This window comes from Zavarzinia compransoris (genome assembly GCF_003173055.1).
Taxonomy (GTDB): Bacteria; Pseudomonadota; Alphaproteobacteria; order Zavarziniales; family Zavarziniaceae; genus Zavarzinia; species Zavarzinia compransoris.
The window spans coordinates 54,765-80,550 of record NZ_QGLF01000001.1 but is presented as its reverse complement, the minus strand read 5'-3'; the positions used below and the strand labels follow the sequence as shown (position 1 = coordinate 80,550).

27 protein-coding genes are annotated in these 25,786 nt (G+C 67.3%); 14 read left to right on the top strand and 13 right to left on the bottom strand.

The annotated features are described in order from the left end of the window. Positions 1-13: 13 nt before the first annotated feature. Both DKG75_RS00415 and DKG75_RS00410 read left to right on the top strand, forming a co-directional pair. Entirely contained in the window at positions 14-1,249 is a 1,236-nt protein-coding gene (locus DKG75_RS00415; protein WP_109919109.1) for a PQQ-dependent sugar dehydrogenase, read from the top strand. 274 nt (positions 1,250-1,523) lie between these two features. Further along, positions 1,524-2,576, top strand: coding sequence for an NAD(P)-dependent alcohol dehydrogenase (locus DKG75_RS00410; protein WP_109919108.1), 1,053 nt, complete (start codon positions 1,524-1,526; stop codon positions 2,574-2,576). Positions 2,577-2,631: 55 nt separating this feature from the next. Here DKG75_RS00410 and DKG75_RS00405 read toward each other — a convergent pair whose 3' ends face one another. Further along, on the bottom strand, positions 2,632-3,351 hold the full coding sequence (locus DKG75_RS00405; protein ID WP_109919107.1) for a RibD family protein: 720 nt from the start codon (positions 3,349-3,351) through the stop codon (positions 2,632-2,634). A gap of 163 nt (positions 3,352-3,514) precedes the next feature. On the opposite strand from DKG75_RS00405, the gene DKG75_RS00400 reads away from it, so the two are divergent. Continuing rightward, a complete protein-coding gene (locus DKG75_RS00400) occupies positions 3,515-4,408 on the top strand; it encodes a LysR family transcriptional regulator (protein WP_109919106.1) in 894 nt (297 codons plus the stop codon). 40 nt (positions 4,409-4,448) lie between these two features. On the opposite strand, the gene DKG75_RS00395 is transcribed toward DKG75_RS00400, so the two are convergent. Further along, on the bottom strand, positions 4,449-5,096 hold the full coding sequence (locus DKG75_RS00395; RefSeq protein ID WP_208112033.1) for a phosphatase PAP2 family protein: 648 nt from the start codon (positions 5,094-5,096) through the stop codon (positions 4,449-4,451). 343 nt (positions 5,097-5,439) lie between these two features. Here DKG75_RS00395 and DKG75_RS00390 point away from each other — a divergent pair, with 343 nt between their 5' ends. Further along, positions 5,440-6,096: a response regulator transcription factor gene (locus tag DKG75_RS00390; protein ID WP_109919104.1), complete on the top strand. Its 657-nt coding sequence runs from the start codon at positions 5,440-5,442 to the stop codon at positions 6,094-6,096. Next, complete coding sequence (locus DKG75_RS00385; protein ID WP_166646448.1) at positions 6,093-7,460, top strand: ATP-binding protein; 1,368 nt, start codon at positions 6,093-6,095, stop codon at positions 7,458-7,460. Before DKG75_RS00390 ends, DKG75_RS00385 begins: the two co-directional genes overlap by 4 nt. On the opposite strand, the gene DKG75_RS00380 is transcribed toward DKG75_RS00385, so the two are convergent. The 4 genes from DKG75_RS00380 to DKG75_RS00365 form a co-directional block, all read right to left on the bottom strand. Continuing rightward, positions 7,414-8,796, bottom strand: coding sequence for a sensor histidine kinase (locus DKG75_RS00380; protein ID WP_109919102.1), 1,383 nt, complete (start codon positions 8,794-8,796; stop codon positions 7,414-7,416). The genes DKG75_RS00385 and DKG75_RS00380 overlap by 47 nt on opposite strands. Continuing rightward, positions 8,783-9,460: a winged helix-turn-helix domain-containing protein gene (locus DKG75_RS00375; protein WP_109919101.1), complete on the bottom strand. Its 678-nt coding sequence runs from the start codon at positions 9,458-9,460 to the stop codon at positions 8,783-8,785. The genes DKG75_RS00380 and DKG75_RS00375 overlap by 14 nt, the downstream gene beginning before the upstream one ends. Before the next feature lie 121 nt (positions 9,461-9,581). Continuing rightward, positions 9,582-10,367, bottom strand: a complete 786-nt coding sequence (locus tag DKG75_RS00370; protein ID WP_109920087.1) for a COG4705 family protein — start codon at positions 10,365-10,367, stop codon at positions 9,582-9,584. 39 nt (positions 10,368-10,406) lie between these two features. Beyond that, on the bottom strand, positions 10,407-10,664 hold the full coding sequence (locus DKG75_RS00365) for a hypothetical protein (RefSeq protein ID WP_109919100.1): 258 nt from the start codon (positions 10,662-10,664) through the stop codon (positions 10,407-10,409). 225 nt (positions 10,665-10,889) lie between these two features. Here DKG75_RS00365 and DKG75_RS00360 point away from each other — a divergent pair, with 225 nt between their 5' ends. Then, positions 10,890-11,276, top strand: coding sequence for a hypothetical protein (locus DKG75_RS00360; RefSeq protein ID WP_208112034.1), 387 nt, complete (start codon positions 10,890-10,892; stop codon positions 11,274-11,276). Positions 11,277-11,320: 44 nt separating this feature from the next. Here DKG75_RS00360 and DKG75_RS00355 read toward each other — a convergent pair whose 3' ends face one another. Together DKG75_RS00355 and DKG75_RS00350 are read right to left on the bottom strand one after the other, a co-directional pair. Further along, a complete protein-coding gene (locus DKG75_RS00355; RefSeq protein WP_109919099.1) occupies positions 11,321-12,667 on the bottom strand; it encodes an aspartate aminotransferase family protein in 1,347 nt (448 codons plus the stop codon). Then, complete coding sequence (locus tag DKG75_RS00350; protein WP_109919098.1) at positions 12,664-13,560, bottom strand: fatty acid desaturase family protein; 897 nt, start codon at positions 13,558-13,560, stop codon at positions 12,664-12,666. The genes DKG75_RS00355 and DKG75_RS00350 overlap by 4 nt, the downstream gene beginning before the upstream one ends. Before the next feature lie 295 nt (positions 13,561-13,855). Between DKG75_RS00350 and DKG75_RS00345 the strand changes: the two genes are divergently transcribed. From DKG75_RS00345 to DKG75_RS00310, 8 genes are read left to right on the top strand one after another with little or no spacing between them, the layout of a single operon-like run. Then, positions 13,856-14,548: an MtnX-like HAD-IB family phosphatase gene (locus DKG75_RS00345; protein WP_166646449.1), complete on the top strand. Its 693-nt coding sequence runs from the start codon at positions 13,856-13,858 to the stop codon at positions 14,546-14,548. Between the two features lie 24 nt (positions 14,549-14,572). Then, the gene (locus DKG75_RS00340; RefSeq protein WP_109919097.1) at positions 14,573-15,436 is read left to right on the top strand and encodes an arginase family protein; all 864 of its coding nucleotides are present in this window, start codon (positions 14,573-14,575) and stop codon (positions 15,434-15,436) included. Beyond that, complete coding sequence (locus DKG75_RS00335; protein WP_109919096.1) at positions 15,430-15,795, top strand: EamA family transporter; 366 nt, start codon at positions 15,430-15,432, stop codon at positions 15,793-15,795. Before DKG75_RS00340 ends, DKG75_RS00335 begins: the two co-directional genes overlap by 7 nt. Next, complete coding sequence (locus tag DKG75_RS00330; protein WP_109919095.1) at positions 15,792-16,643, top strand: alpha/beta hydrolase; 852 nt, start codon at positions 15,792-15,794, stop codon at positions 16,641-16,643. Before DKG75_RS00335 ends, DKG75_RS00330 begins: the two co-directional genes overlap by 4 nt. 8 nt (positions 16,644-16,651) lie before the next feature. After that, positions 16,652-17,785 carry a GNAT family N-acetyltransferase gene (locus DKG75_RS00325; protein WP_109919094.1) on the top strand — a complete coding sequence of 378 codons (1,134 nt, stop codon included), beginning with the start codon at positions 16,652-16,654 and terminating at the stop codon, positions 17,783-17,785. Next, positions 17,782-18,177: a DMT family transporter gene (locus tag DKG75_RS00320; protein ID WP_166646450.1), complete on the top strand. Its 396-nt coding sequence runs from the start codon at positions 17,782-17,784 to the stop codon at positions 18,175-18,177. The genes DKG75_RS00325 and DKG75_RS00320 overlap by 4 nt, the downstream gene beginning before the upstream one ends. After that, positions 18,174-19,988: a sensor histidine kinase gene (locus DKG75_RS00315; protein ID WP_166646451.1), complete on the top strand. Its 1,815-nt coding sequence runs from the start codon at positions 18,174-18,176 to the stop codon at positions 19,986-19,988. The genes DKG75_RS00320 and DKG75_RS00315 overlap by 4 nt, the downstream gene beginning before the upstream one ends. Then, the gene (locus DKG75_RS00310; RefSeq protein ID WP_109919091.1) at positions 19,963-21,345 is read left to right on the top strand and encodes a sigma-54-dependent transcriptional regulator; all 1,383 of its coding nucleotides are present in this window, start codon (positions 19,963-19,965) and stop codon (positions 21,343-21,345) included. The genes DKG75_RS00315 and DKG75_RS00310 overlap by 26 nt, the downstream gene beginning before the upstream one ends. An 11-nt stretch (positions 21,346-21,356) precedes the next feature. On the opposite strand, the gene DKG75_RS00305 is transcribed toward DKG75_RS00310, so the two are convergent. From DKG75_RS00305 to DKG75_RS00285, 5 genes are read right to left on the bottom strand one after another with little or no spacing between them, the layout of a single operon-like run. Further along, complete coding sequence (locus DKG75_RS00305) at positions 21,357-22,094, bottom strand: MlaA family lipoprotein (protein ID WP_109919090.1); 738 nt, start codon at positions 22,092-22,094, stop codon at positions 21,357-21,359. Then, entirely contained in the window at positions 22,095-22,703 is a 609-nt protein-coding gene (locus DKG75_RS00300; protein ID WP_166646452.1) for an MlaC/ttg2D family ABC transporter substrate-binding protein, read from the bottom strand. It abuts the gene before it with no gap. Positions 22,704-22,732: 29 nt separating this feature from the next. Beyond that, complete coding sequence (locus DKG75_RS00295; protein ID WP_166646453.1) at positions 22,733-23,767, bottom strand: HlyD family secretion protein; 1,035 nt, start codon at positions 23,765-23,767, stop codon at positions 22,733-22,735. Next, on the bottom strand, positions 23,760-24,497 hold the full coding sequence (locus DKG75_RS00290; protein ID WP_109919087.1) for an ABC transporter ATP-binding protein: 738 nt from the start codon (positions 24,495-24,497) through the stop codon (positions 23,760-23,762). The genes DKG75_RS00295 and DKG75_RS00290 overlap by 8 nt, the downstream gene beginning before the upstream one ends. Next, positions 24,494-25,621 carry an ABC transporter permease gene (locus DKG75_RS00285; protein WP_166646454.1) on the bottom strand — a complete coding sequence of 376 codons (1,128 nt, stop codon included), beginning with the start codon at positions 25,619-25,621 and terminating at the stop codon, positions 24,494-24,496. The genes DKG75_RS00290 and DKG75_RS00285 overlap by 4 nt, the downstream gene beginning before the upstream one ends. Positions 25,622-25,786 lie beyond the last annotated feature (165 nt).

Below are 25,786 nucleotides of genomic sequence, written 5' to 3'. Positions count from 1 at the left end.
AGTGAGGAACGCCATGCCCCCGACACGCCCCGCCCACGGCCCACGCCCGTTTCTCGCCCTCGGCCTGTTTCTCGCCCTGGACCTGCTGGCCGCGCCGCTGACGGGCCGCGCGGCGACGGCGCAGGATTTCAACGCCGAGGCGCCCAATGCCGCCGGCCAGCGGCCGGCCTTCCAGGGGCAGACCCGGGCCGCCGCCATCGCGGATGACGTCGGGCTTCGGGCGACCGTCATCGCCTCGGGCCTCGATACGCCCTGGGGCATGGCCCATCTGCCGGACGGGCGCTGGCTGGTGACGGAACGCCCCGGCCGGCTGCGGCTGATCGGGACCGACGGCACCCTGTCCAGCCCCGTCGCCGGCCTGCCGGCGGTGGATGCCAGCGGCCAGGGCGGGTTGCTCGATGTCGCCGTCAGGGGCGATTTCGGCGCTACCCGGCGGGTCTGGTGGAGCTTTTCCGAACCGCGCGGCGAAGGGCGCAATTCGACCTCGGTGGCGACCGGCACGCTTTCCGCCGACGGCACGGCGATGACCGGCGTCCGCGTGGTCTTCCGCCAGGAGCCGGCCTGGGCCTCGACCTATCACTTCGGCTCCCGCCTGGTCTTCGACGGGACGGGGGCCTTGTTCGTCACCACCGGGGACCGTTCGCGGCCCGAGCCGCGGCAATTGGCCCAGGATCTTTCCACCCATATCGGCAAGGTGCTGCGCATCGATCCCGAGGGCGGCCCGGCGGCGGGCAATCCGGCGATCCCCGGCGCCCGGCCCGAAATCTGGTCCTATGGCCATCGCAATATCCAGGCCGCGGCCATCGGGCCGGACGGCGCGCTTTGGACCGTCGAGCACGGCGCCCGCGGCGGCGACGAATTGAACCGGCCCGAGGCGGGAAAGAACTACGGCTGGCCCGTCATCACCTATGGCCAGGAATACAGCGGCCGGCCCATCGGCCAGGGCCTGACCGCACAGCCCGGCATGGAACAGCCGGTCTACTACTGGGATCCGGTGATCGCGCCGAGCGGCCTGGTCTTCTACGACGGCGACATGTTCCCCGGCTGGCGCGGCAGCGCGCTGATCGGCGGCCTGTCGGGCATGGCGCTGGTGCGGCTGGAACTGGACGGCGCCCGGGTGACGGGCGAAGCGCGCTACCTGCGCGACGAGGCCCGCATCCGCGATGTCGCCGTCGCCCCGGACGGGGCCGTGATGATCCTGACCGATTCGGACGACGGCGCCCTGATCCGCCTGACCCCAGCGCCATAGCGCCTGGTGCCCCCCCGGCATGCCCCCGGGCCGGGGCGGCGCGGACCGGACGGGGAATTGGGACGCCCCCTTCCCCATCTTCGTGCCGCTATGGGTTCCCGCCATTCATGAACCATGGACATAGCTTCATGCCGATCTTGGCGGCTACCGCGCGGGGAGGATCGGCCGCTACCCTTCCCCCATGTGCCCCCGCTCGCATAGGGCGCCGCGCCCCCATCGCCCGTCCTGGGCCGGCCGGAAGACGAGGCACCCCATCAACCGACGAAGGTAGAGAATGAAGACGATCGGCTTCGCCTGCACGGCGGCAAACGAACCCCTGGCGCCGTTCCATTTCGAGCGCCGGGCCCTGCGGCCCAACGATATCGCCCTGGAAATCCTTTATTGCGGGGTTTGCCATTCCGACCTGCACTGGGCGCGCAACGACTGGGGCTGGACGGTATTTCCCGCGATCCCGGGCCATGAGATCGTCGGCCGCGTGGTCGATGCCGGCCCGGCCGTCACCCGGTATAAGATCGGCGACCATGTCGCCGTCGGCTGCATGGTCGACAGTTGCCAGCACTGCGACCAGTGCCGCAAGGGCGAGGAACAGCTGTGCCGGGAAGGCAATACCGGCACCTACGGCGGGTTCGACCGTTTCACCAGGGACCATACGCTCGGCGGCTATTCGAAACACCTGGTGGTGCGGGAGGAATTCGCCCTCCGCATTCCCGCCGGGCTGGACCTTGCCCGGGCGGCGCCCCTGCTGTGCGCCGGGATCACCACCTATTCGCCCCTGCGCACCTGGAACGTCGGCCCGGGCAGCCGTGTCGGCGTGGTCGGCCTCGGCGGCCTCGGCCATATGGCGGTCAAGCTCGCCGCCGGCCTCGGCGCCCATGTCACCGTCATCAGCCGGAGCCCGGGCAAGGCCGAGGACGCCCTGGCCCTGGGCGCCGATGCCCTGCTCGTCTCGACCGATGCGGATGCGATGGCCAAGGCGGCGAACAGCCTCGACCTCATCATCGACACGGTGCCGGTGAAGCACGACCTCAATCCCTATATGCCGCTGCTCGATGTCGACGGCACGCTGGTGATCGTCGGCCAGATCGGCCTTCTGCCCGAGCCGACCACGGTGCCCCTGGTCCTCGGCCGGCGGCGGATCGCCGGCTCGCCCATCGGCGGCATCCGGGAAACCCAGGAGATGCTCGATTTCTGCGCGAAGAAGAACATCCTGCCGGATGTCGAGATGATCGCCATGGACCAGATCAACGCGGCCTTCGAACGGCTCGAGCAATCGGACGTCCGCTATCGCTTCGTCATCGACATGGCCTCGCTCGCGGTCGGGGCGTAACCGGAGACGGCATGGCGGCGACGGTGGCCCGCCGCCCCTCCCCCTGGCCGGCCGGTCAGGGGGCCGGCAGCTCCTGCGGCGGGAAATGCACCGCATAGCGCAGGTGCACCGCGCCGAACCCGACCGCCGCGCAAGAGGTGAGCGATAGTGCCGCCCGCCCGGCAAGCCCCGCCTCGCCGGCATCGATCACGCCGGCGGCGCCGGTGCGCCCGTCCAGCGCGGGCGCGACGAGAAGGCTGAGTTCGTCCACCAGCCCGGCGGCGAAAAACGCGCCGTTGATGACGGCGCCGCCTTCGAGCAGCAGGCGGCGGATTCCGAGTTCGCGGCCGAGCACGGCCAGCACCTTGGCCGGATCGGGCCTTTCATCCTCGGCCACGAGATAGGAAATACCGTCGGCGGCCAAGGCCGCCAGATGGCTGTCCCCGACGCCAGGGCCCAGCACCACCACGATGTGATCGCCGCCGATCCTGTCCGACTGGAAATGGAGCCGGCCGGCGGGATCCATGGCGATGGCATAGGCGCCGGCCGCGCGGTCGGCGAAATGCCAGGGCCGGCTGACCGCCACCGGCCCCGTGGGCGCATGGGGCGCGCCGCCGCTCATCTCGGCCATGGTCACCCGGCCGACGATCCAGGCATCGCCGGCCAGCGACCGATGGATCTCCTCATAGAGGGCCGACCAATCGGCGCGCCCGCCATCCGGGCTGTCGGTCCAGCGGCCGGGATGCAGGCGGCCGTCCAGGGAGGTGACCATGTGACAGATGACCAGGGGTTTCATCGCATCCCTCCGAAAGACCGGGATTGCCGCGCAAGCCGGCCGGCAGGCAGGCAGGAAAAAGGTGGCCCGGCGCCGCGACGTTTCATTCGACCACAATTTAGCCAAAGGGGACTTCGATGATTAGCCGCGGTAAACTGATCGGGGCCATATCGGAGGTTCATGAATGAAGCGCGAGGATCTCGTCGATTTGAACGCCTTCCTCGTGGTCGCGGAGGAACAGAGCTTCACCCGGGCGGCGGCGAAACTCAGCACATCCCAGTCGTCGCTGAGCCATACCATCCGCCGGCTCGAAACCCGGCTGGGCGTCCGCCTCCTGACCCGGACGACACGCAATGTCGCCCCGACCGAAGCCGGCGAGCGCCTGCTGCGCACCCTGCGCCCCGCGCTGGAAAGCATCGGCGGCGAGCTTGCCTCGATCAGCGAACTGCGGGAAAAGCCCGCGGGAACCATCCGCATCACCGCATCCGACCATGCCGTGAAAACCGTGCTGTGGCCGGCCATCGCAAAGCTGCTGCCGCAATATCCCGACGTCCATATCGAGCTCAGCATCGATTCCAGCCTGACCGATATCGTGGCCGAACGGTTCGACGCCGGCGTCAGGCTGGGGGAAGCGCTGGCCAAGGACATGGTGGCGGTCCGGATCGGGCCGGACTTGCGGATGATCGTGGTCGGATCGCCGGCCTATTTCCGGAACAACCCGGTTCCCCGCTTTCCCCACGACCTTGCAGGCCATCGCTGCATCAATCTGCGGATGCTGAGTTCCGGCTCGCTCTATGCCTGGGAATTGGCCAAGGACGGGCGCGACGTCCGCGTGCGCGTCGAGGGGCAACTGGCCTTCAACAGCGTCCCGATGATCGTCGAAGCGGCCGCGGCGGGTTTCGGCCTCGGCTTCGTCATGGCGGACCAGGCCGAACAGCATCTGGCGGACGGGCGCCTGGTCCAGGTGCTGGAAGACTGGTGCCCCGCCTTCGCCGGCTATCACCTTTACTATCCAAGCCGGCGCCAACCCTCGGCCGCCTTCGCCCTGCTCGTCGATGCCCTTCGCTATCGCGCCTAGAATATCTTCAGGCGACGTGGAAACCGGTTCGCCGTCGGCGTCAGGCGGCCCTGGCCAGAAGCCGCCGCGCGAAGAGCCAGCAGGCGACAGCCCAACCGGTGCCGGCGCTCCAGCCCCCCACGACGTCGGTCGGATAGTGGACGCCAAGGTAGATCCGGCTGAAACCGACCCCCACAGCCAGAAGGATTGCGCTGCCGATGAAATACAGGCGCAAGGCCAATGCCTTCTGCTCCTGCGCCAGCAAAGCACCCAGGGTGAGAAAGGTCACGGTGGACAGCATGGCATGCCCGCTGGGAAAACTGAGGTCGTTGACCACGACCAGATGCCCGACGATATCAGGCCGGGGCCGAGCGACACCAAGTTTGAGGGCCGTGCTGAGCAGCCAGCCGCCGGCCACGGACGCCAGCACGAATACTGCCGCGCCGCGGCGTGCCGTCAGCGCAAGATAGGAAGCCGTCAGCACGGTAATCAACGTCAGCGTCGTCGCGCTTCCGAGACTGGTAAGATCGGTCATGAAGATGCGCAGCCAAGCCGGGCCGATCGGTGCCTCGACGTCCTGCGGCTGGCGCAAGGCCAGGAGAACGGCTTCGTCAAAAGCCCGCGTCTCCCCCTCCAGCACTTCACCGGTCAGCTGCGCAAAGGCGAACAGCGCCCCCGACGCAAGCGCGAACATCACCAAAGCCAGCATGTCGCCCCTGATGGCGCCCGTCTCACACTTCGATCCCAGCCGCATCGACCGTCTTTCATCAATCGGAACGCATGATTTCCTTCGCTGCCCGCGCCCGCGCGGCCGCCAACGCCAGAAATTCCCATGCCGACACAACCCGCATCAGGCTGACACGGAAAACTTAGCAAGAACTTAGCCCGCCCCGCACATCCGCCATGATCAGCCGCCAGTTCAAACGCGTTGACCGCCAGGTATAATGTTGACCGGTCATCGGCGGGCCCCGGGGGCGTGCCGGCGCGCGTTGCGGAAGCGATCCCTGATCCGGAGCCAAGATCGGCATTGAAGCGGCAAAGCAAAAGCATCGATGAGAATCCTGCTCGTAGAAGATGACCCGATGATCGGCAACAGCCTCTGTGCCGCCCTGGCCGATGCCCGCATGTCGGTCGACTGGGTGCGGAACGGTACCGATGCCGACCTCGCCCTGGACGCCAATACCTATGCGGTCGTTCTTCTCGATCTGGCCTTGCCGCGGAAACCCGGGATGAAAGTCCTGAAGGAGATGCGGGAGCGGGGCAACGGGACGCCGCTGATCATCATCTCCGCCCAGGACGATCCCGCCAATCTCGTGATCGGCCTGGACCTCGGCGCGGACGACTATCTGGTCAAACCCTTCGAGATCGAGGAACTGCAGGCGCGGATGCGGGCGGTCCTGCGCCGGCACGGCGGCCATGCCACCTCGGTCATCGGCAGCGACCGGATCAAGCTGGACCTTGCGACCGCGGAACTGTCCTACAACGGCAAGACGGTGCAACTGCCTACCCGAGAGTTCGCCCTCATGCGGGCGCTGCTGCATCGGCCCGGCGCCATATTGTCGCGCCACCAACTGGAAGAACATGTCTACGGCTGGGGGCAGGAAGTCGAAAGCAACGCGGTCGAAGTGCTGATCCACTACGTCCGGCGCAAGTTCGACAAGGACATCATCCGCAACATCCGCGGCGCCGGGTGGATGGCCGCCAAGTGAAGCGATCGCTTTCCCTGCGCCGGACCCTGTCGCGCTGGCTGACGGTGCTGCTGGCGCTTGTCGGCATCCTGACCGGCGCCCTGTCCTATTTGCTGACATTGAAAGAGGCGGCAGAATTCTTCGATCAGCAGTTGCGCCAGGTCGCCCTCAATGTCGGCGATCCCGGCGTCCAGGGCCTGCCCCCTCAGCGCCCCCCCGCGGACGAGATCTATGACCAGGAGGACGATTTCGCCGTCCAGATCTGGGATCGACGGGATGAGATCGTGCAATCGTCGCCCCCTGAAGCGGCCGACATCCCGCGCCATTCGTCGACCGGGTATTCCGACACGTCGAGCGGCGGCCTGGCGTGGCGCACCTACACCCTGGTCACCCCCAGGCGGACGGTGCAGATTTCCCAGCAGGTCGAAGTGCAGCGGGAACTGGCGGAAGCGGCCGCCCTCCGGTCGATGCTGCCGGTGGCGATCGCCATCCCCCTGTCCTGGCTTCTGCTCATCGTCGTCGTCCGCCGCATAACCATCGGGCTGAACCGCCTGGCCCAAAGCCTGGCCAGGCGCAGCGCCGACGACGACGCCGCCTTCCGCCTGGACAATATCCCGGCCGAAGTCGCCCCCCTGGTCACCGAGATGGAACGCCTGCTGGGGCGCTTGCAGTCCGTCGTCGCGGTCCAGCGCCGCTTCGTGTCCGAGGCGGCGCACGAATTGCGCACCCCGCTCGCGGCCCTGCAACTTCAAGCCGGCAACCTCGACAGGATCGGCGATCCCGCCACCAGGGCGGCGCGCATCGCTGAACTGAAGCAGGGCATCAGGCGGGCCTCGCTGCTGGTTGACCAACTCCTCAAGATAGCGCGTCAGGAAGCGGGCAGCACCGGCACCGGCTTCGCGGCGATCGATCTCCTGGAACTGATCAAGGAGGTCGTCGCCAGCATCCTGCCGATCGCCGATCACCGGCGGCAGGACATCGGCCTGACCCATACGGACACCGCCGTCGTGTTCGGGAACCCCTCCGACTTGCGCACGCTTTTCGGCAATCTTGTGGAGAACGCCCTGCGCTACACGCCCGAGGACGGCACCATCGACATCGCCGTGCGCCGCGCGGGCGACAGCGTGTTTGTGGAGATTTCGGACAGCGGCCCGGGAATTCCGGAACATTTGATGACGCGCGTCTTCGACCCCTTCTTCCGCGCCGCATCCGCCGACATCGAGGGCAGCGGGCTGGGGCTGGCGATCGCCGCCCGCATTGCCGCGCGCCATGGCACGGCGATCGAACTGGCGAACCGGCCCGACGGCCGGGGCCTCGTCGCCCGGGTCTCGCTGAATATCAGGGAACCGGGTGACCGGCTTCCGGTGACGCCGAAAAACAGATGATGACGCGAAGGCCGGGGTCCGCATTCTTCAAGGAGATCTGCGCACCGTGGAGATCGGCGACAGCCCGCACGAGGCTGAGGCCAAGCCCGCTGCCCGGCGTCGTCCGGCTCTTTTCCATGCGGTACAGGCGGCGAAAGACTTTCTCGTGCTCCGGCTCCGGGATGCCCGGGCCATCATCGCGCACCTCCACGACCACCCTGCGCCCGACAGCCTGGACCAGCAGCGAGATCGAAGTCCCCGCCGGACAATGGCGCATCGCGTTCTCGACCAGATTGGCCAGGAGCTGGGTCAGCAGATCGGCATCTCCGTTGATCACGGCGGCGCCTTCAGGCGGCAGATCCAGGGTCAGCACCTTCCCGCCGTCAGCCGCGACTTCGGCATAGATATCCCCGATCGTCTCGGCCACGAGGCGCAGGTCGACCGCCTTGAAGCGCGCCTTGCGCGCCCCCGCCTCGATCTGTGCGATGCGCAGCAGGGCGTCGAAGGTTGCATTGATGCGCTCCATCTCGCCGCGGGCCTCGTCCAAGGCGGCGGAAAGTTCCGGCGAGGCGACCCGGCCGGAGAGGTCTTCCAAGGTGATGTTCAACCGGTTCAGCGGTGTCTTCAGATCATGGGCGATGTCGGCGCTGACCTGCCGCATGCTGTCGACCAGCGACGCCAGGCGATCGAGCGCGGCATTCACCTGTTCGGAGACGATATCGATGTCGTCGCCGTTCCCGATCATCGGAATCCGCGCCTGCAGCCGGCCGAGAGAGACCTCGACCATGGTCGTCGCGATCGCATCCAGCCGGCGCTGCACGCGCGCGGCCAGGATCGCGCCCGCGGTTACAGCCAGCAGCGCGGCGATCAGGGTCGCCCAGCCGAAGCCCGTAATGACGATGGCGCGCAGTTCCTCCGTTTCGGCATAGCTGAGGCCGATGATCAGCAGATTGCCGGCGATCCGGCCGGCGAAGACCCGATAGCGCTCGTCGTCCGGCAGGCCGAAGTCGGTTCCCGCACGATCGGAGAACCCGGGCATCACACCTGCCGGCACGACGTTGCCCGCCAGCCTGCGGCCCGAGGCGTCGGTGAGGGCCAGGATCTGGTGGGAACTGTCGGTCGCGGCGGCGTGGCTGCCCACCGCCGCGACAAGATCCTCGAGATCGTTCTCGCCATAGGCGGCCGCGACCACGGCAAAGGTCTGATCGATCGTCTCGTCCAGCCGGTCCGCGATATCGGCGCTCATCACGCGGTAGACGATGGTGCCGGAGAGGATGAACACGACGATCAGCAGCGAACTGAAAGTCACCGCCAGGCGGAAAGGCGTGCTCCGGACGAGGTGGCTAGCGCGGGACATGAATGCTGTAGCCCGTATTGCGGATCGTGTGCAGCAGCTGGACTTCGAAAGGCTTGTCTATCTTGGCGCGCAGGCGGCTGATGTGGGTCTCGACCACGCTGGTTTTCGGGTCGAAGTGAAAATCCCAGACCTGCTCGAGCAGCATGGTGCGCGTGATGACACGCCCCTCGCCCCGCATCAGCACTTCGAGAAGGCGGAACTCGCGCGGCTGCAGGTCGATCGCCTCGCCGGCGCGGCTGACCTGCCGCTTGATCAGGTCCATTTCCAGATCGGCGATACGCAATACCGTTTTCTGGTCGAGGGTGGGCGGGCGCCGGCTCAAGGCCAGAACCCGCGCGAGCAATTCCGAAAAGGCGAAGGGCTTGACCAGATAATCGTCGCCACCGGCTTCGAGCCCCTCCACGCGGTCGTCAACGCCGCCGATCGAGGTCAGAAACAGCACCGGGGTCTTCACCCCGGCCGAGCGGGCCGATTTAACCATCGAGAGACCGTCCAGGCCGGGCAGCATCCGGTCGGCGATGATCACGTCATAGGGCTCGCGCATGGCGGCATATAATCCATCGCGCCCGTCGACCAGAATGTCACAGACATGGCCGGCCTCGCCCAGGCCCTTGGCAATATAGCCGGCGGTCTTGCCGTCATCCTCGACCAGAAGAATGCGCATCGGCCCTGCCTGTCGATAGTTTCGTTTCGATCACCCGCCATCCTAGCAGCCTGGCGGAAGGAACGGGAACCGCCCGCTCCCCCGGGGAGCGGGCGGCGCCGCAAGCGACGAGCCGAACGGTTTACCGGCTTGGCGCGGGCTTGTCGTGCGTGCTCCTGGTCACGGTCATATAGATGACCAGGGCGGCGATCGCGGCCAGGAACAGCAGGCTGGTCAAGGTCGTTCCGAACCCCAGCCCGCCGTATTCGGCAGGCTGCGACAGGAGATCGCCGAACGAAGCCCCCAGCGGGCGGGTGAAGATATAGGCGAGCCAGAAGGCGGCTATGCCGTTGAGTTCGAACGTATAGTAGCAGAAGGCGATCAGGCCGATGACGCCGGCGAACAGGATGCCGGTGGTCAGGTAGCCGAATGCAAATCGCTCCGCCACCAGATCGCCCGCCGCGGTGCCGAGGGCGAAGGTGAACAGGATCGCCAGCCAATACCAGGCTTCGCGCCTGACGTTGTCGATGGTGTGGATCGACAGGCTGCGTTCCATTGCGTGCCAGACCGCGAACGTCGCGACCAACGCCACCGTGAACAGAATGGTCGAGGTTTCCAGCGGCACGCCGAAATTATCGGTGAGGTTGTCAGTCACCAGCGTCCCGACGACACTGATCAGCACCACGGCCGACCAATAGCTCCAGGGGACATAGCGCTGCTGGCGAAACTGCACCAGCAGCATCACGGCGAGAACCGCCGCCATGAGGAGCGAGGTGGCGGTCAGGCCCAGGCCCATGTTGACGGCCAGGTAGTCGGCGGCCGTCTCGCCCATGGTCACGGCCATGAGCTTGATCAGCCAGAAATCGACCGTGACCTTGGGCACACGGTTGGGCGCCGAAGATACCGGAGCGGTGAAGGGAGAAGTCATGGCGATCATCCTGCAATCCGCAAGGTCACGGTCTGTTGCTTACTTGCCGAGCAGGGCCTTCGCCTGGGCGAAGAAATCGTCGGCACGCTTGTCGTCGTCGGCATTGCAGCGCTCGATGCCCTTGGCCTTCAGGCTCTCGTAGGACGCCTTGTTGGCGTCCGAGACGGTGCCGGCAGCCTCGGCAGCGCGCAATTCCTTCAGCACCTCTTCGCAGGGGACGGAGGCCGCATAGGCCAGCGGCATCGCCGCCACCGCCATGCCGGTGCCGAGCAGCGCCGCGAGAACGATTTTCCTCATAGAACCGATCCTTGATATGGCGCCGGGCCGGCGCCGTTGATCCCGCCCGGACGAATGCCCTGGGCAGGATCAAGCTAGGCGCAGCCGTTTACCGGCACCTGTCGCTCACCATACGGATCGGTAATGTGGGCGGCTTACAAATCCGTATGCGAACGGCAAGGTGGCTGTAAGCGGCGGCCCGGATGCTCACAGGTGCGGGTCTGTTCCCGCGGTTCGGAGACATCCATGAAGAAATATCTGCTGGCCCTGGCCATCGTGACCGCCCCCGTTGCCATGACCGGGCTTGCCGCGGTGCCGGCACAGGCTGCTGCCGCCGCGCCGGCCTCCGCCCTGGGCGACCTGTCGCTTTACGAAGCCATCGCCAAGGACACCCTGGCCCTGGTGACGAAGGGCGATCTGGCCGCCGCCCAGAAGCGCATCACCGACTTCGAGACGGCGTGGGACGACGATCAACCCGACCTGCGGCCCCGCAATGTCGACCAATGGGGCGTCATCGACGATGCGGCCGATCGCGCGATCGCGGCCCTCAGGGCCGGCAAGCCGGTTCAGTCCGAAGCGAAGGACGCCGTGGCCGGCCTGATCGCCGCCCTGCAGAACCCCGCGGGCAAGTGAGGAGTTGCCGCCGCCCCGAAAGGGCGGCGGCCTCCACCTCCCTGCTAGACCAGCCGCGCGAGATCGGCGGCACTCTCGCGCGCCGCCTGCAGGGTGAGTTCCACCTCATCCAGGCCATGCGCGGTCGAGACGAAGAGATTCTCATAGGCACCGGGATGAAACAGCACGCCGCGGGCCAGCATATTCTCCCACCAGACACGAAATAGGGCCTGGTCGGCGTTACGGACCGCATCCCGGTAGTTGGCGATCGGCTCGCGCGAGAACCAGACCTGCATCAGCGGCCCGAGCCCGACCACGAAGGCCGGCAGCCCCGCCTGTTCGAAGATCCGGCCCAACCCGCCGCGCAGGCGGTCGGAGACCTCGTCCAGCCGGTCGTAGACGCCGGCGCCGCTCAATTCGTCGAGGGCGGCATTGGCCGCAGCGACGGCGATGCCGTTGGCCGTATAGGTCCCCGCCATCGACACGGTGCCATCGGCGACCAGGGCCATGATCTCCCGCCGGCCGCCCAGCGCGGCCACCGGGAAACCGCCCCCCAAGCCCTTCGCGAAGACCGACAGGTCGGGCAGGATGCCGAAGCGCCCCTGGGCCCCCCCGAGGCCCAGGCGGAAGCCGGTGATCACCTCGTCGAAGATCAGCACGACGCCGTGGCGGCCGGTCATGTCCCGGACGGCCTCCAGGTAGCCGGCCTGCGGCAGGATGCAGCCCGTATTGCACATGACGGGTTCCATGAGCACCGCCGCGATCTCGTCCCCCCTGGTCGCCAGCACCTCGGCGAGGGCTTCGGCATCGTTCCAGGGCAGGATGATGAGATTGTCCTCGACCCCCTTGGGCAGGCCCGGCCCCTGCGCGACCGGGCGCGGCCGATGGTCGGGGCCGGCCTCGTCGATGCGGGGGTGCTTGCTCCAGTAAACCGCATCCGAGAAGCCGTGATACATGCCCTCGAAGCGGACGATCTTGCTGCGGCGGGTGAAGGCCCGGGCAAGGCGCGTGGCATAGAGCACCGCTTCCGTCCCGGTGTTGCAGAGCCGGACCTGCTCGACGCTCGGCACCGCCGCGATGATCTTCTCGGCCAGCACCGCCTCCTCCTCCGTCGGCAGGGCGAAGACGGTGCCGCGGTTGCGGATGAATTCCACCACGGCATCGGTCACCGCCGGCGGCCGATGGCCGAGGATCATCGGCCCGAGGCCCAGCAGATAATCCACGTAGCGATTGCCGTCGACATCCTGGAGCCAGGCCCCCGTCCCCCCCGTCACGAACAGGGGATAGGGCGTCCAGCCCGCCCACTGCGCCCGGGCGGTGCTGTTGACGCCGCCGGGGATCACCCTCGCGGCGGTATCGAAGAGCGCCGCGCTGCGCGCGGTGCGCGGGGTTACAGTGCTGAAGTAATTCACAGGATTTCCTTTTGCGGTGGGAACGGGGGAAGGCGGCGGGGCGACAGGCTGCGGTCGAGAAAGCCCAGCGCATGGGGCGGCCAGATGACGCGCGTGCCCGCCCGGCGCTGCTCCTCGGCCAGGGCGCGGCGCAGCTCGGGCATCCGGGTCCAATGCGCCTTGGGCCGATAATGGTGTTCGGCGTGATAGCCGTTGTTCAGCCAGGTCCAGTTGTAGAGGCGGCCATAAGTGCTGACGCCCCAGGCGATGGGCCGGTCCGGATCGCCGCCGAAATGCTCGTAATAGCCGTTCAGCGAGGACAGGCACTGGCCCAGGTAATTGAACGGCAGCATGCAGACGACGAAGCGCCAGTCGAGCACGAGCAGGACCAGATAGAAGGCCGCGACCCCGGCCATTTCCAGCTTGGCCTGCAACGCCAGCCCCGCCCTGCGCGGCCCCATCGCCCGCAGGATCTCCGCCGGATCGTCGCGGAAGTAGCTGAGGAATGTGTAATGCCAGACATTCTCGGCCCGGCCGCCCCGGCCATGCTTGTAGATGGACAGGTAGTCGATTGTCCGCCCCCCGTCGTCGGGGCGATCCATGTTGCCGCTGTGGTGTCGCATATGCACGAAGTCGTACATCGCCTGCGAAAAGCCGACTGTCGCCGACAGCATGAAGCTGAAGCAGGCGTTCAGCCAGCGCTGCCGGAAATAGGGATTGTGGATGAAGTTGTGCGAGATACTGTTGATGTTCCACGAGACCGCGACCGCATAGGCAAGGCCGCAAAGGCCCACCTGCCACCAAGCCAGGGCCGGAAAGGCGACGAACAGCCACAGGACGGCCGCGAAGTGAAGCACGCCCAGCATGACCGGGATCCAGTCCCATCGATTGCGGGTGAGGGTTGCTGACGGCATGGCGTGGGGTCCCGTCCGTTTCCGAAATCCATATCGTTACCCGGCCCGGCATTCGCCGAGGGGTGTCGCCCCGTCACCCGCAAGCTCCGTGCCAAGTCGGCGAGGGCGCGGATCCCCAAGGCATCGGCACGCCCCGCCCGGCCCGGCCCCGCCAATTTGTGATGCGAGCTGCAAATTTTGGAGCCTGCGCCGCCGCCATCCGCCCGCAACGCAGCCTCTCCGGCCGTGGCACGGATCTTGCGGTTACGGAATCCAGGTGGAAGCCGGCCGTGTTTTTGTAATGAGGGGAATATCCATGTCCTGCCGCATCCTGTGCGATTTCGACGGCACGATCGCGCTCGGCGACGTGACCGACATGCTGCTGGATGCCTTCGCCGACCCGAGCTGGCGTGACGTGGAAGCCTTGTGGAAAGCCGGCGAGATCGGTTCGGCCGCATGCATGGCCCGCCAGGTCGCCTTGATGCGCTGCGGCCGGGATGCGCTTCACGGCGTTCTCGACCGGGTGACGATCGATCCGGGCTTCCGCAGCTTCGTCGCCTATTGCCGACAGGAAGGCTTGTCACTGACCGTGGTCAGCGACGGCATCGACTATGCGATCCACCACATCCTGCGCAGGGCGGAGATCGACGGCATCCCGGTGATCGCCAATCGCCTGCTGTTCCTGGATCAGGAAAGGCACGCCCTGCTGACCCCCCATGCCTCGGCGCGCTGCGTCTCGGCCGCGGGCACATGCAAATGCGCCGTCGCGAAGCAGCCCGACGACGGGCGCCTCACCGTCCTGATCGGCGACGGCCGGTCCGACTTCTGCGCCGCGGATACGGTGGACTTCGTGCTGGCCAAAAGTTCGCTGCTCGATCATTGCCGGGCGAATGCCCTGCCCCATGCCGCCTTCGGCAGCTTCTCGGAAATCCCCCACCTCCTGGCGCGGCACCTTCCGGTCGCGGCCGGCCGGCCGGCTTCCGCCGCCCCTGCGGCCCTGTCCGTGTAAGCGCCGGAACAGGGAGGCAAGCCGATGCGCACTCTGGTCCTCGACCTGGACGACAGCCTTCCCGGCCAGCCGCCGCTGGCGGCAAGGATGGCGGCACACAGGGCGGAATATCACCCGCTGCGCCGGCTGGGGCCCGCCCTGCGGCTATGGTCGCTTGCCGGGCCCTTCCGATCCTTTCAGGCCTATTGGCGCGGCCTGCCCCGAACGGCGGCCCCTGTCCTGGCGCTGCTGGGATCGGGGGATTTCCACCATCTGAGCGCATGTTTCATCGAGTCCGCGGCAGGCCCGCTTTCGGTCGTTCACTTCGACAACCATCCGGACTGGGCCTGGACTTTCCCGCGCCGCCACTGCGGCTCCTGGGTGAACGAGGTGCTGGCGATGCCCCATGTTCAGCGTGTGGTTACCATCGGCCCTTGCAGCGACGACATCATCCGGCCCCGGCGCAGGGCCGGCCCGTGGTTGCACAAGCTCGAGATTCATCCCTGGTGGAACAGCGGCGCGCGGGGATCGGACGGGGTCGTGCGGGCGCGCAATCTCGCGGATTGCGATTGGCATGTCTTCCTGGCGGAGTTGATCGCCAGCCTGCCGACCGAGCGCCTCTGGATCACCATCGACAAGGATGTGCTCGCCCCCGACGAGGCGGTCACCAATTGGGACCAGGGCGGCCTACCCCTTGCCAGGCTGGTGGAGACGATCCGGCGCCTGGCCCGGCATTTCACGATCGTCGGCGCCGACATCTGCGGCGAATACGCCCCGATCAACCACCGCAACCCGTTCAAATCTCTGGAAGCGCGCCTCGATCAGCCGCGGCTGCCGCCGCAGGCGGATCTGGCCGTCAACGCCCGCACCAACGAGACCCTGATTTCGACCTTCGAGGAAATATGGTGAATACCGTCGCCTATGCCGTATTGGCCTTGACCATCGTTCTCGACGTGGCTGGCCAGGTCTGCTTCAAGCTGGGCCTCAACCGATCGGCAGGCTCCGCCGGCCCGCGGTCCTTCTGGCGCCGCGTGGCGGGAACGCCGCTGATCTGGGCCGGCGTCGCCGCCTATGCCATCGACCTCGGCGCCTGGCTGTTCGTGCTTTCGCGGGTCCCCCTCAGCCTGGCGGTGCCCTTGGCCAGCCTGTCCTATTGCGGCATCGCCCTGGCCGGCCGCCTCCTTCTCGGCGAGCGCCTGTCCCCCCGTCGATGGGCCGGCACGGTGCTGATCGCCCTGGGCGCCGCCATCGTGAGCACTACGGCATGACCGCGGCGCCCCCGCCCCCGCCGCCGCGCGGCGCCGGCTTCCATTTCGCCGGCGGATCGACGGCCGTCCTGCTGATCCACGGCCTGACCGGAACCCCCGGCGAGGTGAAGCCGCTTGCCCGTGCCCTGGCCCGCGACGGCAATTCCGTCTACGGCGTGCAACTGGCCGGCCACTGCGGCACGGAAGCGGACCTGCTCGCCACCGACAGGCACGACTGGCTCGACAGCGCGCTCGACGCCTTCGACCGCATCCGCCGGAACCATGAGACCGTTTTCGTCGGCGGCCTGTCCATGGGGGCGCTGCTGTCCCTGATGGTTGCGGCCGAGCGGCCCGGCCTCGTCGCCGGCTGCCTGCTCTATTCGCCGACCATGTTCTACGACGGCTGGAGCATCCCCCGGGCCAGCATCTTCCTGCATCTTGCCCTCGTGCTGGGGCTGGGCCGCTTCGTCCGGTTCCGCGAGAGTTTCCCCCATGGCATCAAGGACGAGCGCCTGCGCGCCAAGATCGTCTCCCAGATGGAGGCGGGGCGCAGTGCCGATGCCGGCCTGCTTTATATGCCGGGCCTAAGCCTCCGCCAACTTTTGAGGCTTATCTCTACCCTCAAGCGGCGCCTGCCCCGGATACGCACACCGACCTTGCTGCTGCACGCGCGGGAGGACGATGTCACCAGCATCCGGAATGCCGCCTATATCGCCGCCAATATCGGCGGAAGGATTGAGAAGATCTTGCTGGAAAACAGTTATCACATGATCACCATCGATCAGGAGCGTGATCTTGTCGCCGATCACTCGGCCGCTTTCATTCGCCGCATCGGCCCCGCGTCCCGGGCCGCCGTCATGGCCGGATAGGTGAAATCGTGCCGGTTACCGCAATCGAGACGACGATCGAAGCCTTCGCCCCGGCGGATTGGAATCGCTGCTTTCCCGGCGACCCCGAAAACTGGGCCTTCTATGCCGCCTGCGAAAAGGCCGGCCCGCCCGGCTTTCGCTGGTTCTATGCGGCCGTGCGCGAGGGTGGCCGTCTCGTCGCCGTGGCCCCCGCGTTCGGCACCGACTACCGTCTCGACACCACGGTCCAGGGCGCCTGGAAAAAAGTGACCGAGCGCCTTTACCGCCTGGCGCCAGCGCTGCTCAGCGTGCGGCTGCTGGCCATGGGCTCGCCGGTCGCGGAGATCTGCCATCTGGGCTTCGCGCCGGACGTGGCCGGGGACGCCAGGCCCGGATACCTGGCGGCGCTGGTCGCCGCCTTGCAACGCCTGGCGGCCCAGCAGCGCTACGGCCTGCTCGGGATCAAGGATGCCCCCGCCGCGGACGGCGCGCTTTGGGCCGACACGCTTCTGCCCAGGGGCTTCACCCGCCTGCCCGGGCTGCCGACCGCCGTGCTCGACCTGCCGCATGCCGATTTCGACGGCTATCTGGCCACCCTGAGCCGTGCGACCCGCAAGGACCTGCGCCGGAAAGCCAAGGCCTTCGACGAGATCCGGATCGAGAAGCGTCACAGCGTGGACGATGTCATCGACGAGATCGGCCGCCTGTACGAAGCGACGGTCGCCCATAGCGACCTGCAATTCGAGCACCTGCCGCCCGACTACTTCCGCGAGCTGCTGCGGCGCCTGGCCCCCAACGCCAGCGTCTTCCTCTATTGGGCGGACACCAGGCTGATTGCCTTCAACTTCGTGATCGAGACCGAGGGGCGCCTGATCGACAAATATATCGGCATGGATTACGCGCTGGTCCACGAATACAGCACTTACTTCAACACCTGGATGTGCAACGTAAAATATTGTATCGCCCAGGCGATATCCACCTATCAGAGCGGCCAGGCCTTCTACGGGCCCAAACTGCGCCTGGGGTGCCGCCTGACGCCGAACTGGCAATTCTTCAGGCATCGCAATGTAATCCTCAACGCGCTCCTGCTGCTGGTCGCGAAATGTGTCCGGCTCGACCGCTTCGATCCGGCGATCGCGAAACTGATCGAGGATGCGGCATGACCGCGGTAAGCAGCCAGGCGTGGCGGCGCAACCTGGGCCCGGTCTTCGCCTGGCTGTTCCTCCTGGCGTTCGAAACGCTGGCGCAGATCGCCCTGAAGGCCGGGGGCAACGCCCTGACGGATCAGCCTTTCGGCGGCGACTGGCTGCTCGCGGCCGTCACCAGCCCCTGGGTGATTGCCGGCATGGCGGGCTATATCGGCTCGTTCTGCGCCTGGATGATCATTCTCGACCGCACGCCGCTCAGCTTCGGCTTCCCGCTCACGGCCGTGGTTATGCTATGCGTTACCCTGGCCGCCTATGTCGTCTTCGGCGAGGTGCTGACGGGCTGGCGCACGGCGGGCATCGCGCTGATCATCCTCGGCGTGATCGTCATGGGCGGAGAGGAGGCTTGACCCTCCGCCTCGGTGCCGCGGGGGCGTGGTGGGCACGATCGATCCGGTGGAAACTGGCCGGTATCTTCGTCGCCATCTGTCTCGTGCCGATGCTGATCGTCACCGATTTCACATCCCATGTCGTGGTGAGAAACTTCCGGACGGATGTGGAAACCTGGCTGTTCCAGATCTCGCGCTTCTTCGCCGCCGATATCCTCGATGAGCGGCTGGAGACGGCGCAGACCGCCAATGCCCTGGTGGAAGAAGGCGTCCTGATACCGCTGATCACCGGCGAGACGCACGACCTGCCGCCCCTGGTGCAGCGCATGATCGACACGCTGGGCTACGACATCCTGGCGATCTTCGACGATCAGGACGAAGTGGTGTTTTCCACCGGCCCGCAGGCAGCCTTCACCAGCATTTCGTTCGTCGCCGGACAGGCGATCTACCTGTACCACCAAGGCCAGCGGCCGATCCTGATGGCCGCCGGCTCCCGCCATCTCCAGCTGGGCGGCCGCGCCTATACGGTGCTGCTGGGAACCCTGATCGACCAGAGCTTCATCAGCAACATGGGCGCGATGTCATCCCTGATGATACGGGTCTACTACAACCTCGATGGCGATTTCGTCGAAGTGTATTCGTCGCAGGCGACGCCCGACGGCCAGGCCAGATTGCCGCTGGCGGTGACCGAATCGCTCACCGGCGGCCAGGCGGGCAATGGATATGTCTCGGCCGATACCACCGGCAGCGCGCAATCGATCGGCATCTACACGCCGTTCGTCGCCAACGGCAAGCTGATCGGCATCCTTTACTGCGGCCTCAACTCCAATGCCGGCCTTGCCGGCTGGGTGACCCGCTGGAACCTCTTCATCGGCATCTTCGCCCTGGGGATGGCGCTGTCGATCGGCGCCGGCCTGATCATGTCGCGCCTGCTCGTCAGGCCGGTCACGCGGCTTGCGGCGGGCGTGAACGCGATTGCCGAAGGGGATTTCTCGGAACGCGTCCCCGTGGTCGGCCACGACGAGCTGGCTCAGCTGGCCGTCGCCTTCAATTCCATGGCGCGCCAACTGGAAGGCCTGCGCAAGCGCGAGGCCAAGCTGCGGCGGCGCGAACGGATGATCACGCTGGGCGAGGTCGCGGCCGGCCTTGCCCACGAGGTGCGCAACCCGCTCGGTATCATCAAGACCTCGGCCGAGCTGCTGGAAGCCAGCGCCAGCCTGACCGAGGTCGAGCGGCGGCGGATCGGCTACGTCGTGGACGAGGTGCGGCGCATCGATCGCCTTATCCGCGATTTCCTGGCCTTCGCCCGCCCGCCCCAGCGCCAGGTGGAGATCGCGGTGCATGATCTGGTCACCCATGTGCTCGGCATCTGCCAGAGCGAGATCGAACGCCTGGGGGTGGCTGTGCAGGTTCTCGATCACAGCGGCGGCGCCAAAGCCTGCGTCGATTTCGATCAGATGATCCAGGCCGGCCTCAACCTCGTGCTCAACGCCTTGCAGGCGATGGCGGGGGAACCGGGCAAGGCCGCCCCGGCGGGGCCGCCGCCGCGCCTCTCCATCGATATCGCGGCCGAGGACGACGAGGTCCACCTGCGCATCGCCGACAATGGTCCCGGCATTCCCGACCCGCTGCTCGCCCGGATCTTCGATCCGTTCGTCACGACGAAAAGCGGCGGGACGGGACTCGGACTGGCGAAAGTCTTCGCCGTCGCCGAGGGACATGGCGGCTGGGTCGAGGCCCGGAACCACCTTGACGGCGGCGCGATCTTCGAATTTGTGGTCCCACGTTCGGACCGGAGGCAGGGCAATGCCCCACACGATCCTGATCGTTGACGATGAGATCCGTCTCCTCGACGTCCTTTCCGGCGCGCTGGAGGCGCTCGGCTATGCCAGCGTCGCGGCGGCCAACGGCGCCGAAGCCCTGAACATCCTGGAACGGGAACAGGTCGACCTGGTGCTGACCGACCTCAGGATGCCGGTCATGGGCGGCCGGGAATTGCTGGCCGAGATACGTTCCAAGCACCCGGCCATGCCCGTCGTCATCATGACCGCCTTCAGTTCGGTGCGGGATGCCGTGCAGGCGATCAAGGACGGCGCCTTCGACTATATCGACAAGCCGATCGAGCAGGATGACCTGTCGACCACCTTGGCCAATGCGCTTCGCCTGCGCGATGCCCTGCGCGACAACGAGCATCTGCGCCAGGAACTGGCCGGGCGCTATAAATTCGACTCCCTGGTCGGTAACTCCGGCAGTTTCCGCGCCGTCATCCGGTCCGTCGGCGAAGTCTGCGAGCAGCGCACGACCGTGCTCCTGACCGGAGAAAGCGGCACGGGAAAAGAGGTCGTCGCCAGGGCCATCCATTTCAACAGTCCCCGCCATCGCAAGCCCTTCGTCGCCGTCAACTGCGCCGCGATCCCCGAGAACCTGCTGGAAAGCGAATTCTTCGGCCATGTGAAGGGCAGTTTTACCGGCGCCCTGACCAACAGGACCGGGCGCTTCGGGCAGGCGGAGGGCGGCACGCTGTTTCTGGACGAAGTGGGCGACATGCCGCTTCACCTGCAGGCCAAGATCCTGCGCGTGCTGCAGGAAAGGCAATACGAGCCGGTAGGGGGATCGAGCCAGCGCTCGGCCGACGTCCGCATCATCGCCGCGACCAACCGCGATCTGCTGGCCATGGCGGGCGAAGGCCGTTTCCGCGAAGACCTCTATTATCGCCTTGCGGTTTTCCCGATCGCCCTGCCCGCCTTGCGGGAACGGCCGGAAGACATTCCTCTCCTGCTGGACCTGTTCGTCAACCAGCTCTCGTCATCACTGGGGAAGCGCGGCATTCAGTTCAGTGCCGAGGCGGCACGGCTGCTCTCCGCCTACCGCTGGCCCGGCAATGTCCGCGAGCTTCAGAACTGCGTGGAACGCCTGCTGATCCAGTCGAAAGGGCGCACGATCGAGGCCCGCGACCTGCCCGCCTATCTGACCGAACGCCCCGCGGCCGAGCCGGGGGCCGGCTTCCCGATCCTGCTCGATGAGGAAGCCGCGGTATTCGAGCGGCGATATATCCTTGCCGCCCTCAAGCAGGCCAACGGCGTCCAGGTTCGCGCCGCGGAACTGCTGGGCATCAACGAGCGCAGCCTGTGGCACCGGCTGAAGAAATACGGGATCGCCATTTCGAAGGCGGCGGCAGCGCAGAATTAGAGCCGGCCCGGTCAGAGTTGGCAGCGCGGCGCCCGCTGCGCGCGGGTGCGGCTTTGGCGTGCGGCCGAGCGATAGGCGGCATAGCGGTCGAGCGCCGTGGCGTTCAGGTGATCGAGATCCTTCAGGGCGTCGGCGCGGTCGTCGAGCGCTTCGAGCCCGGCCCGCACATAGGACAGGTAGTCGACCCCGGCTTCGGCAAAGGCAAGGTCGACCGGTTCGGCGAACCATTCGAGCACGGCACCGCCCGCATCGCGCAGGTTGGACGGACCAAGAAGCGGCAGCACCAGATAGGGCCCGTCCGGGATCCCCCAGGCGGCCAGCGTCAGGCCGAAGTCATTGTCGTGGTGACCGATGCCCAGGTGGTCGCCGGCGACATCGAAGACCCCCGCGATACCGACGGTACTGTTCACAAGGAACCGGATCAGCGCTTCCGCGGCCTGGCAGCTTCTGGCTTGAAGCAGGTCGTTGACGAAACTGTAGGGTTCCCGAAGATTGGACAGGGCGTTCGACAGCCCCTGCCGCAGGTCGGCCGGCACATTGCCGCTGTAGGCTGCGGCGACAGGCCTGGCGATCGAAGCGTCGATCGCCTGGTTGACCTCGAAAACGCCCCTGTTCAACCCCTCCAGGGGGTCGTCCGGCACCGCCGCCGCCGCCCTGCCCGGGGATACGGTCGCGCAGCCGCCGAGGCCGGCCGCCGACAGCAACAGAACAGCGGCCAACAGCCGCCGGGCCTGGACGGGCATGCGCATTCAGGGCGTCGCCGGCGGCAGTCTTGCGATCAGAGCATCGAGATCGCCGCCGGCCTGCCGCAAGACCGCGAGGTAATCCTCGCGGGTCGTGTCGGTGGTGCTGACGCCGTCGACCACGATATCGAACAGCTTCAGCGTCCGGCCGCTTTCCAGCACTTCCCAGTCCAGGCTGCGCGTGTCCTGGCTGCTTCCGCCGGTGACGCTGGTGGTCACCACCATGATATCGCCCGCCGCCTTGGCCTCCGAGACATCGACGCTCTGCCCTGAGTAATCGTCAAGGAGATCGATATAGGTGCGCAGCAGCGCGCCTTCGAAGACGGCGTAGAACCGCGTCCTCTGGTCATCGCCTGCCTTGGCCCAATACGAGCCGCACACATACTGGCCGATGGCCTTCACATCCAGCGCCGCCATCAGGAAGGTGCGGAATTTCTCCCGCCGCTGGTCCGGGGTCAGCCGGGCATCCCCCAGGATGCCGATCCCCTCCGCCGCCTCGGCGCGGACATAGGCGATGGCCTGTTCAGGGCCGGGCGTGGCATGGGCTGCCGGACCAGCGGCGATCGCCATGGCGAACGCCAGCCAGCAGGCGGCCCTGCCCGCGGTCTTTGGCACCGGCAACGCTTGCCAAGGGTTCCATTGCATCATCGGCTCCTTTCCGGGCCATCGGCGCCGGGCGGCATGAAATAGACGTCGACCCGGCCCCCCGGCAGCACCTGTGCACCGTCATCGACCAGGATCTTCACAACCTGCACATCGGCAAGGACGCTGCGGGTATTGCCACCATTGCCGATGGTGCGCCGGCCGATCATCGGCGACACGGCCGAGACGGTGCCATGGCCGGCGACGGCGCCCGTTTCGTCATGGAGGCTGACGTCGTCCCCCGGGTGGACCTTGCCCGCGTCTCTTCCGTCAAGCTCGGCATGCACGGCCATGGAACCATGAGCGCCCATGATGACGACCGGCTGTTCGAGCGAGGGCAGGGCCAGTTCGCCGGGCTGGCCCGAGACGGCCAGGACCGTTCCATCGACGGGCGCCCGTATCCTCGTCAGTTCCAAGGCGGCCCAGGCCCGGGCCAGTTCCGCCCGCGCGACATCGACCGCCGCTTCCTTGCGATTGAACGGGCGCGGCCCCGCCGCCGCTTCCGCGACGCCCAAGGCCTCGGCCGCGCGATGCCGGGCGGCCGAGGCGGCGGCGAGATCCGCGCGCGGGCCGGCCCTGCCGGCCGCCCCGGAGACGGCATCGAGTTCTTCCCGCAGCGAAAACACGGCCCGGTCCGCAGCGGCCAGGGCATCCTTCGCGGCCATGACCGGATCGCCCGCCAGCCGGTCGATGGCGCCGTCGCGTTCGGCCAGGCGCAAGGCAAGCTCGGCCTCGGCGGCGCGGACATGGGCCCGCGGCTCGGCGTCCGCCATCCTGAACAGGACATCCTCGGCCTGTACAGTCGCGCCCGCCTGGACATTCACGCTCGCGATCCGGCCCGGTTCGGCGACGGAGATACGGATGAAGCCCGTCCCGGGCTCGACGATGCCGGGCGCCGCGGCCGTCCAATGATCCCGCCCGGCCCCGGGCGGCGGCGCGGCCTGGACCGCCGGAGGTCGCATCAGCATGGGCAGGCCCGCCAGGCAGGCGAGGCCGACGAGGCCGAAGGCGATGTTGCGCCGGGTATGGTCATTCATGCCTGTAGTCCCGTGACGAGGTGAGCCGCGACGAGATTTTTCGCCTCTCGTCCTGCGTAATCGCGCCATCTTCGATCCGCACCATTCGATCGGCATAGGGTTCCGTCCGCGGATCATGCGTCACGGCCAGCACGGTGGCGGACCGCCGGTGGGCCAGTTCCGTCAGGAGTTCCATCACGATCTGCCCGTTGCGGGCATCGAGCGCCGATGTCGGCTCGTCGGCCAGGATGACCGGCGCCCCCGCGGCGATCGCCCGGCCGATCGCCAGGCGCTGCTGCTCGCCGCCGCTCATGGCCGCCGGCTTCGCCTCGCCGCGTGCCGTCAGGCCGACTTCGGCCAGGACATGCTCGACCCGGGCGGATGGATCCGCGCCGTCCCAATCGCAGGCATCGAGGGCCAGGCGGAGATTCTCCCTCGCGGTCAGGGCGGGAAAGAGATTGTAGTGCTGGAACACGAAGCCGATGCGCAGCCTGCGCACGCGTGCCAGCGCGCCGGCATCATAGCCAGTTACATTCTCGCCCATGATGCTGAGGGTGCCTTGCGTGGGCCGGCGCAGACAGCCGAGGATGGACAGCAAGGTCGTCTTGCCGCTGCCGGAGGGCCCGGACAACAGCGTGAGATCGCCGGCGAAAAGCGACAGCGACACCTCGCGCAGCACGGTCACCGGGCCGGCCCCGCCGGGCAGCATCTGGACGACCTTGCGGGCCTCGACCATCGGCAATCGGGTCATCGCGCGAGGACCAGCATGGGGTCGACGCGCAAGACCCTGATCACCGCCGCCATCGACGATCCGGCGCAGATCATCAGCGTCAAGGCCAGCAGCAGGCCGGCCAGGGGCCAGGACAGCACGACCGGCATCGCCGTGCCGGCGGTTGCCGCGGCGATCCCAGCCCCCGCAGCCAGCGCCACCGAATAGCCGAGGACCCCGCTGGCGCAGGCCTGCCACAGAACGACATCGACCAGATAGCGGCTCCTCGCCCCCAATGCCCGCAGCGTCGCAAACTGCGGCAGGTGGTCTTTGGCGCTGCCGTAGAGCGTTTGCGCGACGATCGCGATGCCGACCGCGAGCCCCAGGATGGCGCCGCTCAGAAGCGCCGCGCCCGCCCCGGTCGAAAACAGCCAGTGATCGGCATTGAGCGCACGGAATTCGGCCGTCGTCAGGACCTCGGCGGACGGCAGGCGCCTTGCGAGTTCGGCCTGCACCCCGGCCGGCGCGGCGCCCTCCTCCAGTTCGATCGTCAGGTAGGTTGCGGCGCCGGTCTCGAGACCAAGGGCGTTCCGCGCCCGATCGATCCTGGTGAAGACGTAGGGCGAGGTCGTGAACGACCGGATGCCGTGCGTGAAGCCCGCGATCCTTGCCCGGCTCTCCTCGATCTGCACCAGTTCACCCGAACGGGCGATGCCGAGATCGCCGGCATAGGTCCGATCGACGACGACGGCATCGGGCTGCCGCAGCGCCGTGCCGGCGTCCACCTCCGACGACCACGGCAGATGCCGGTCGGCGCCGGCGGTCGTGCCGATCAGGATGACGGACGTGGCATCGCCTCGGGCGGCCTGCCAGCGCGCGAACCCCACGACCAGCGGGCTTGCGCGGCTTACGCCCGGCACGGCCGCGGCGGCGGTGGGATCGATCCCCAGGGTGCCGGCCGGATCGTCGAAGTTGCTGGTGCCCTTCGGCACCACCCAGAGCGCCGCGCCGGCATGATCGATCATGGCCGACGTCATCTGCCGGAAGCCCAGGAACAGGCCAAGCTGGACATGCACCAGGGTGATCGCGATCGCCACCCCTGCGGCAACCAGGCAGAGATTGACCCGGTCGTGCAGGAGATTCCGGCAGGCCAGAACCAATCTCATGGCCGCCTCCCGCGCTCTTTCGACGACATCCGCTCGGCCTCCGTCGCTTCGCCTTCGCCGCGCCATGCCCGTGACCGGGCAAGGCGGCACAGAGCGAATAGCAGCCGCAAATTATCCGGGACTTAGCCGCACGATCGGCACCGGACGCTCCGCCCGGTGCCGATC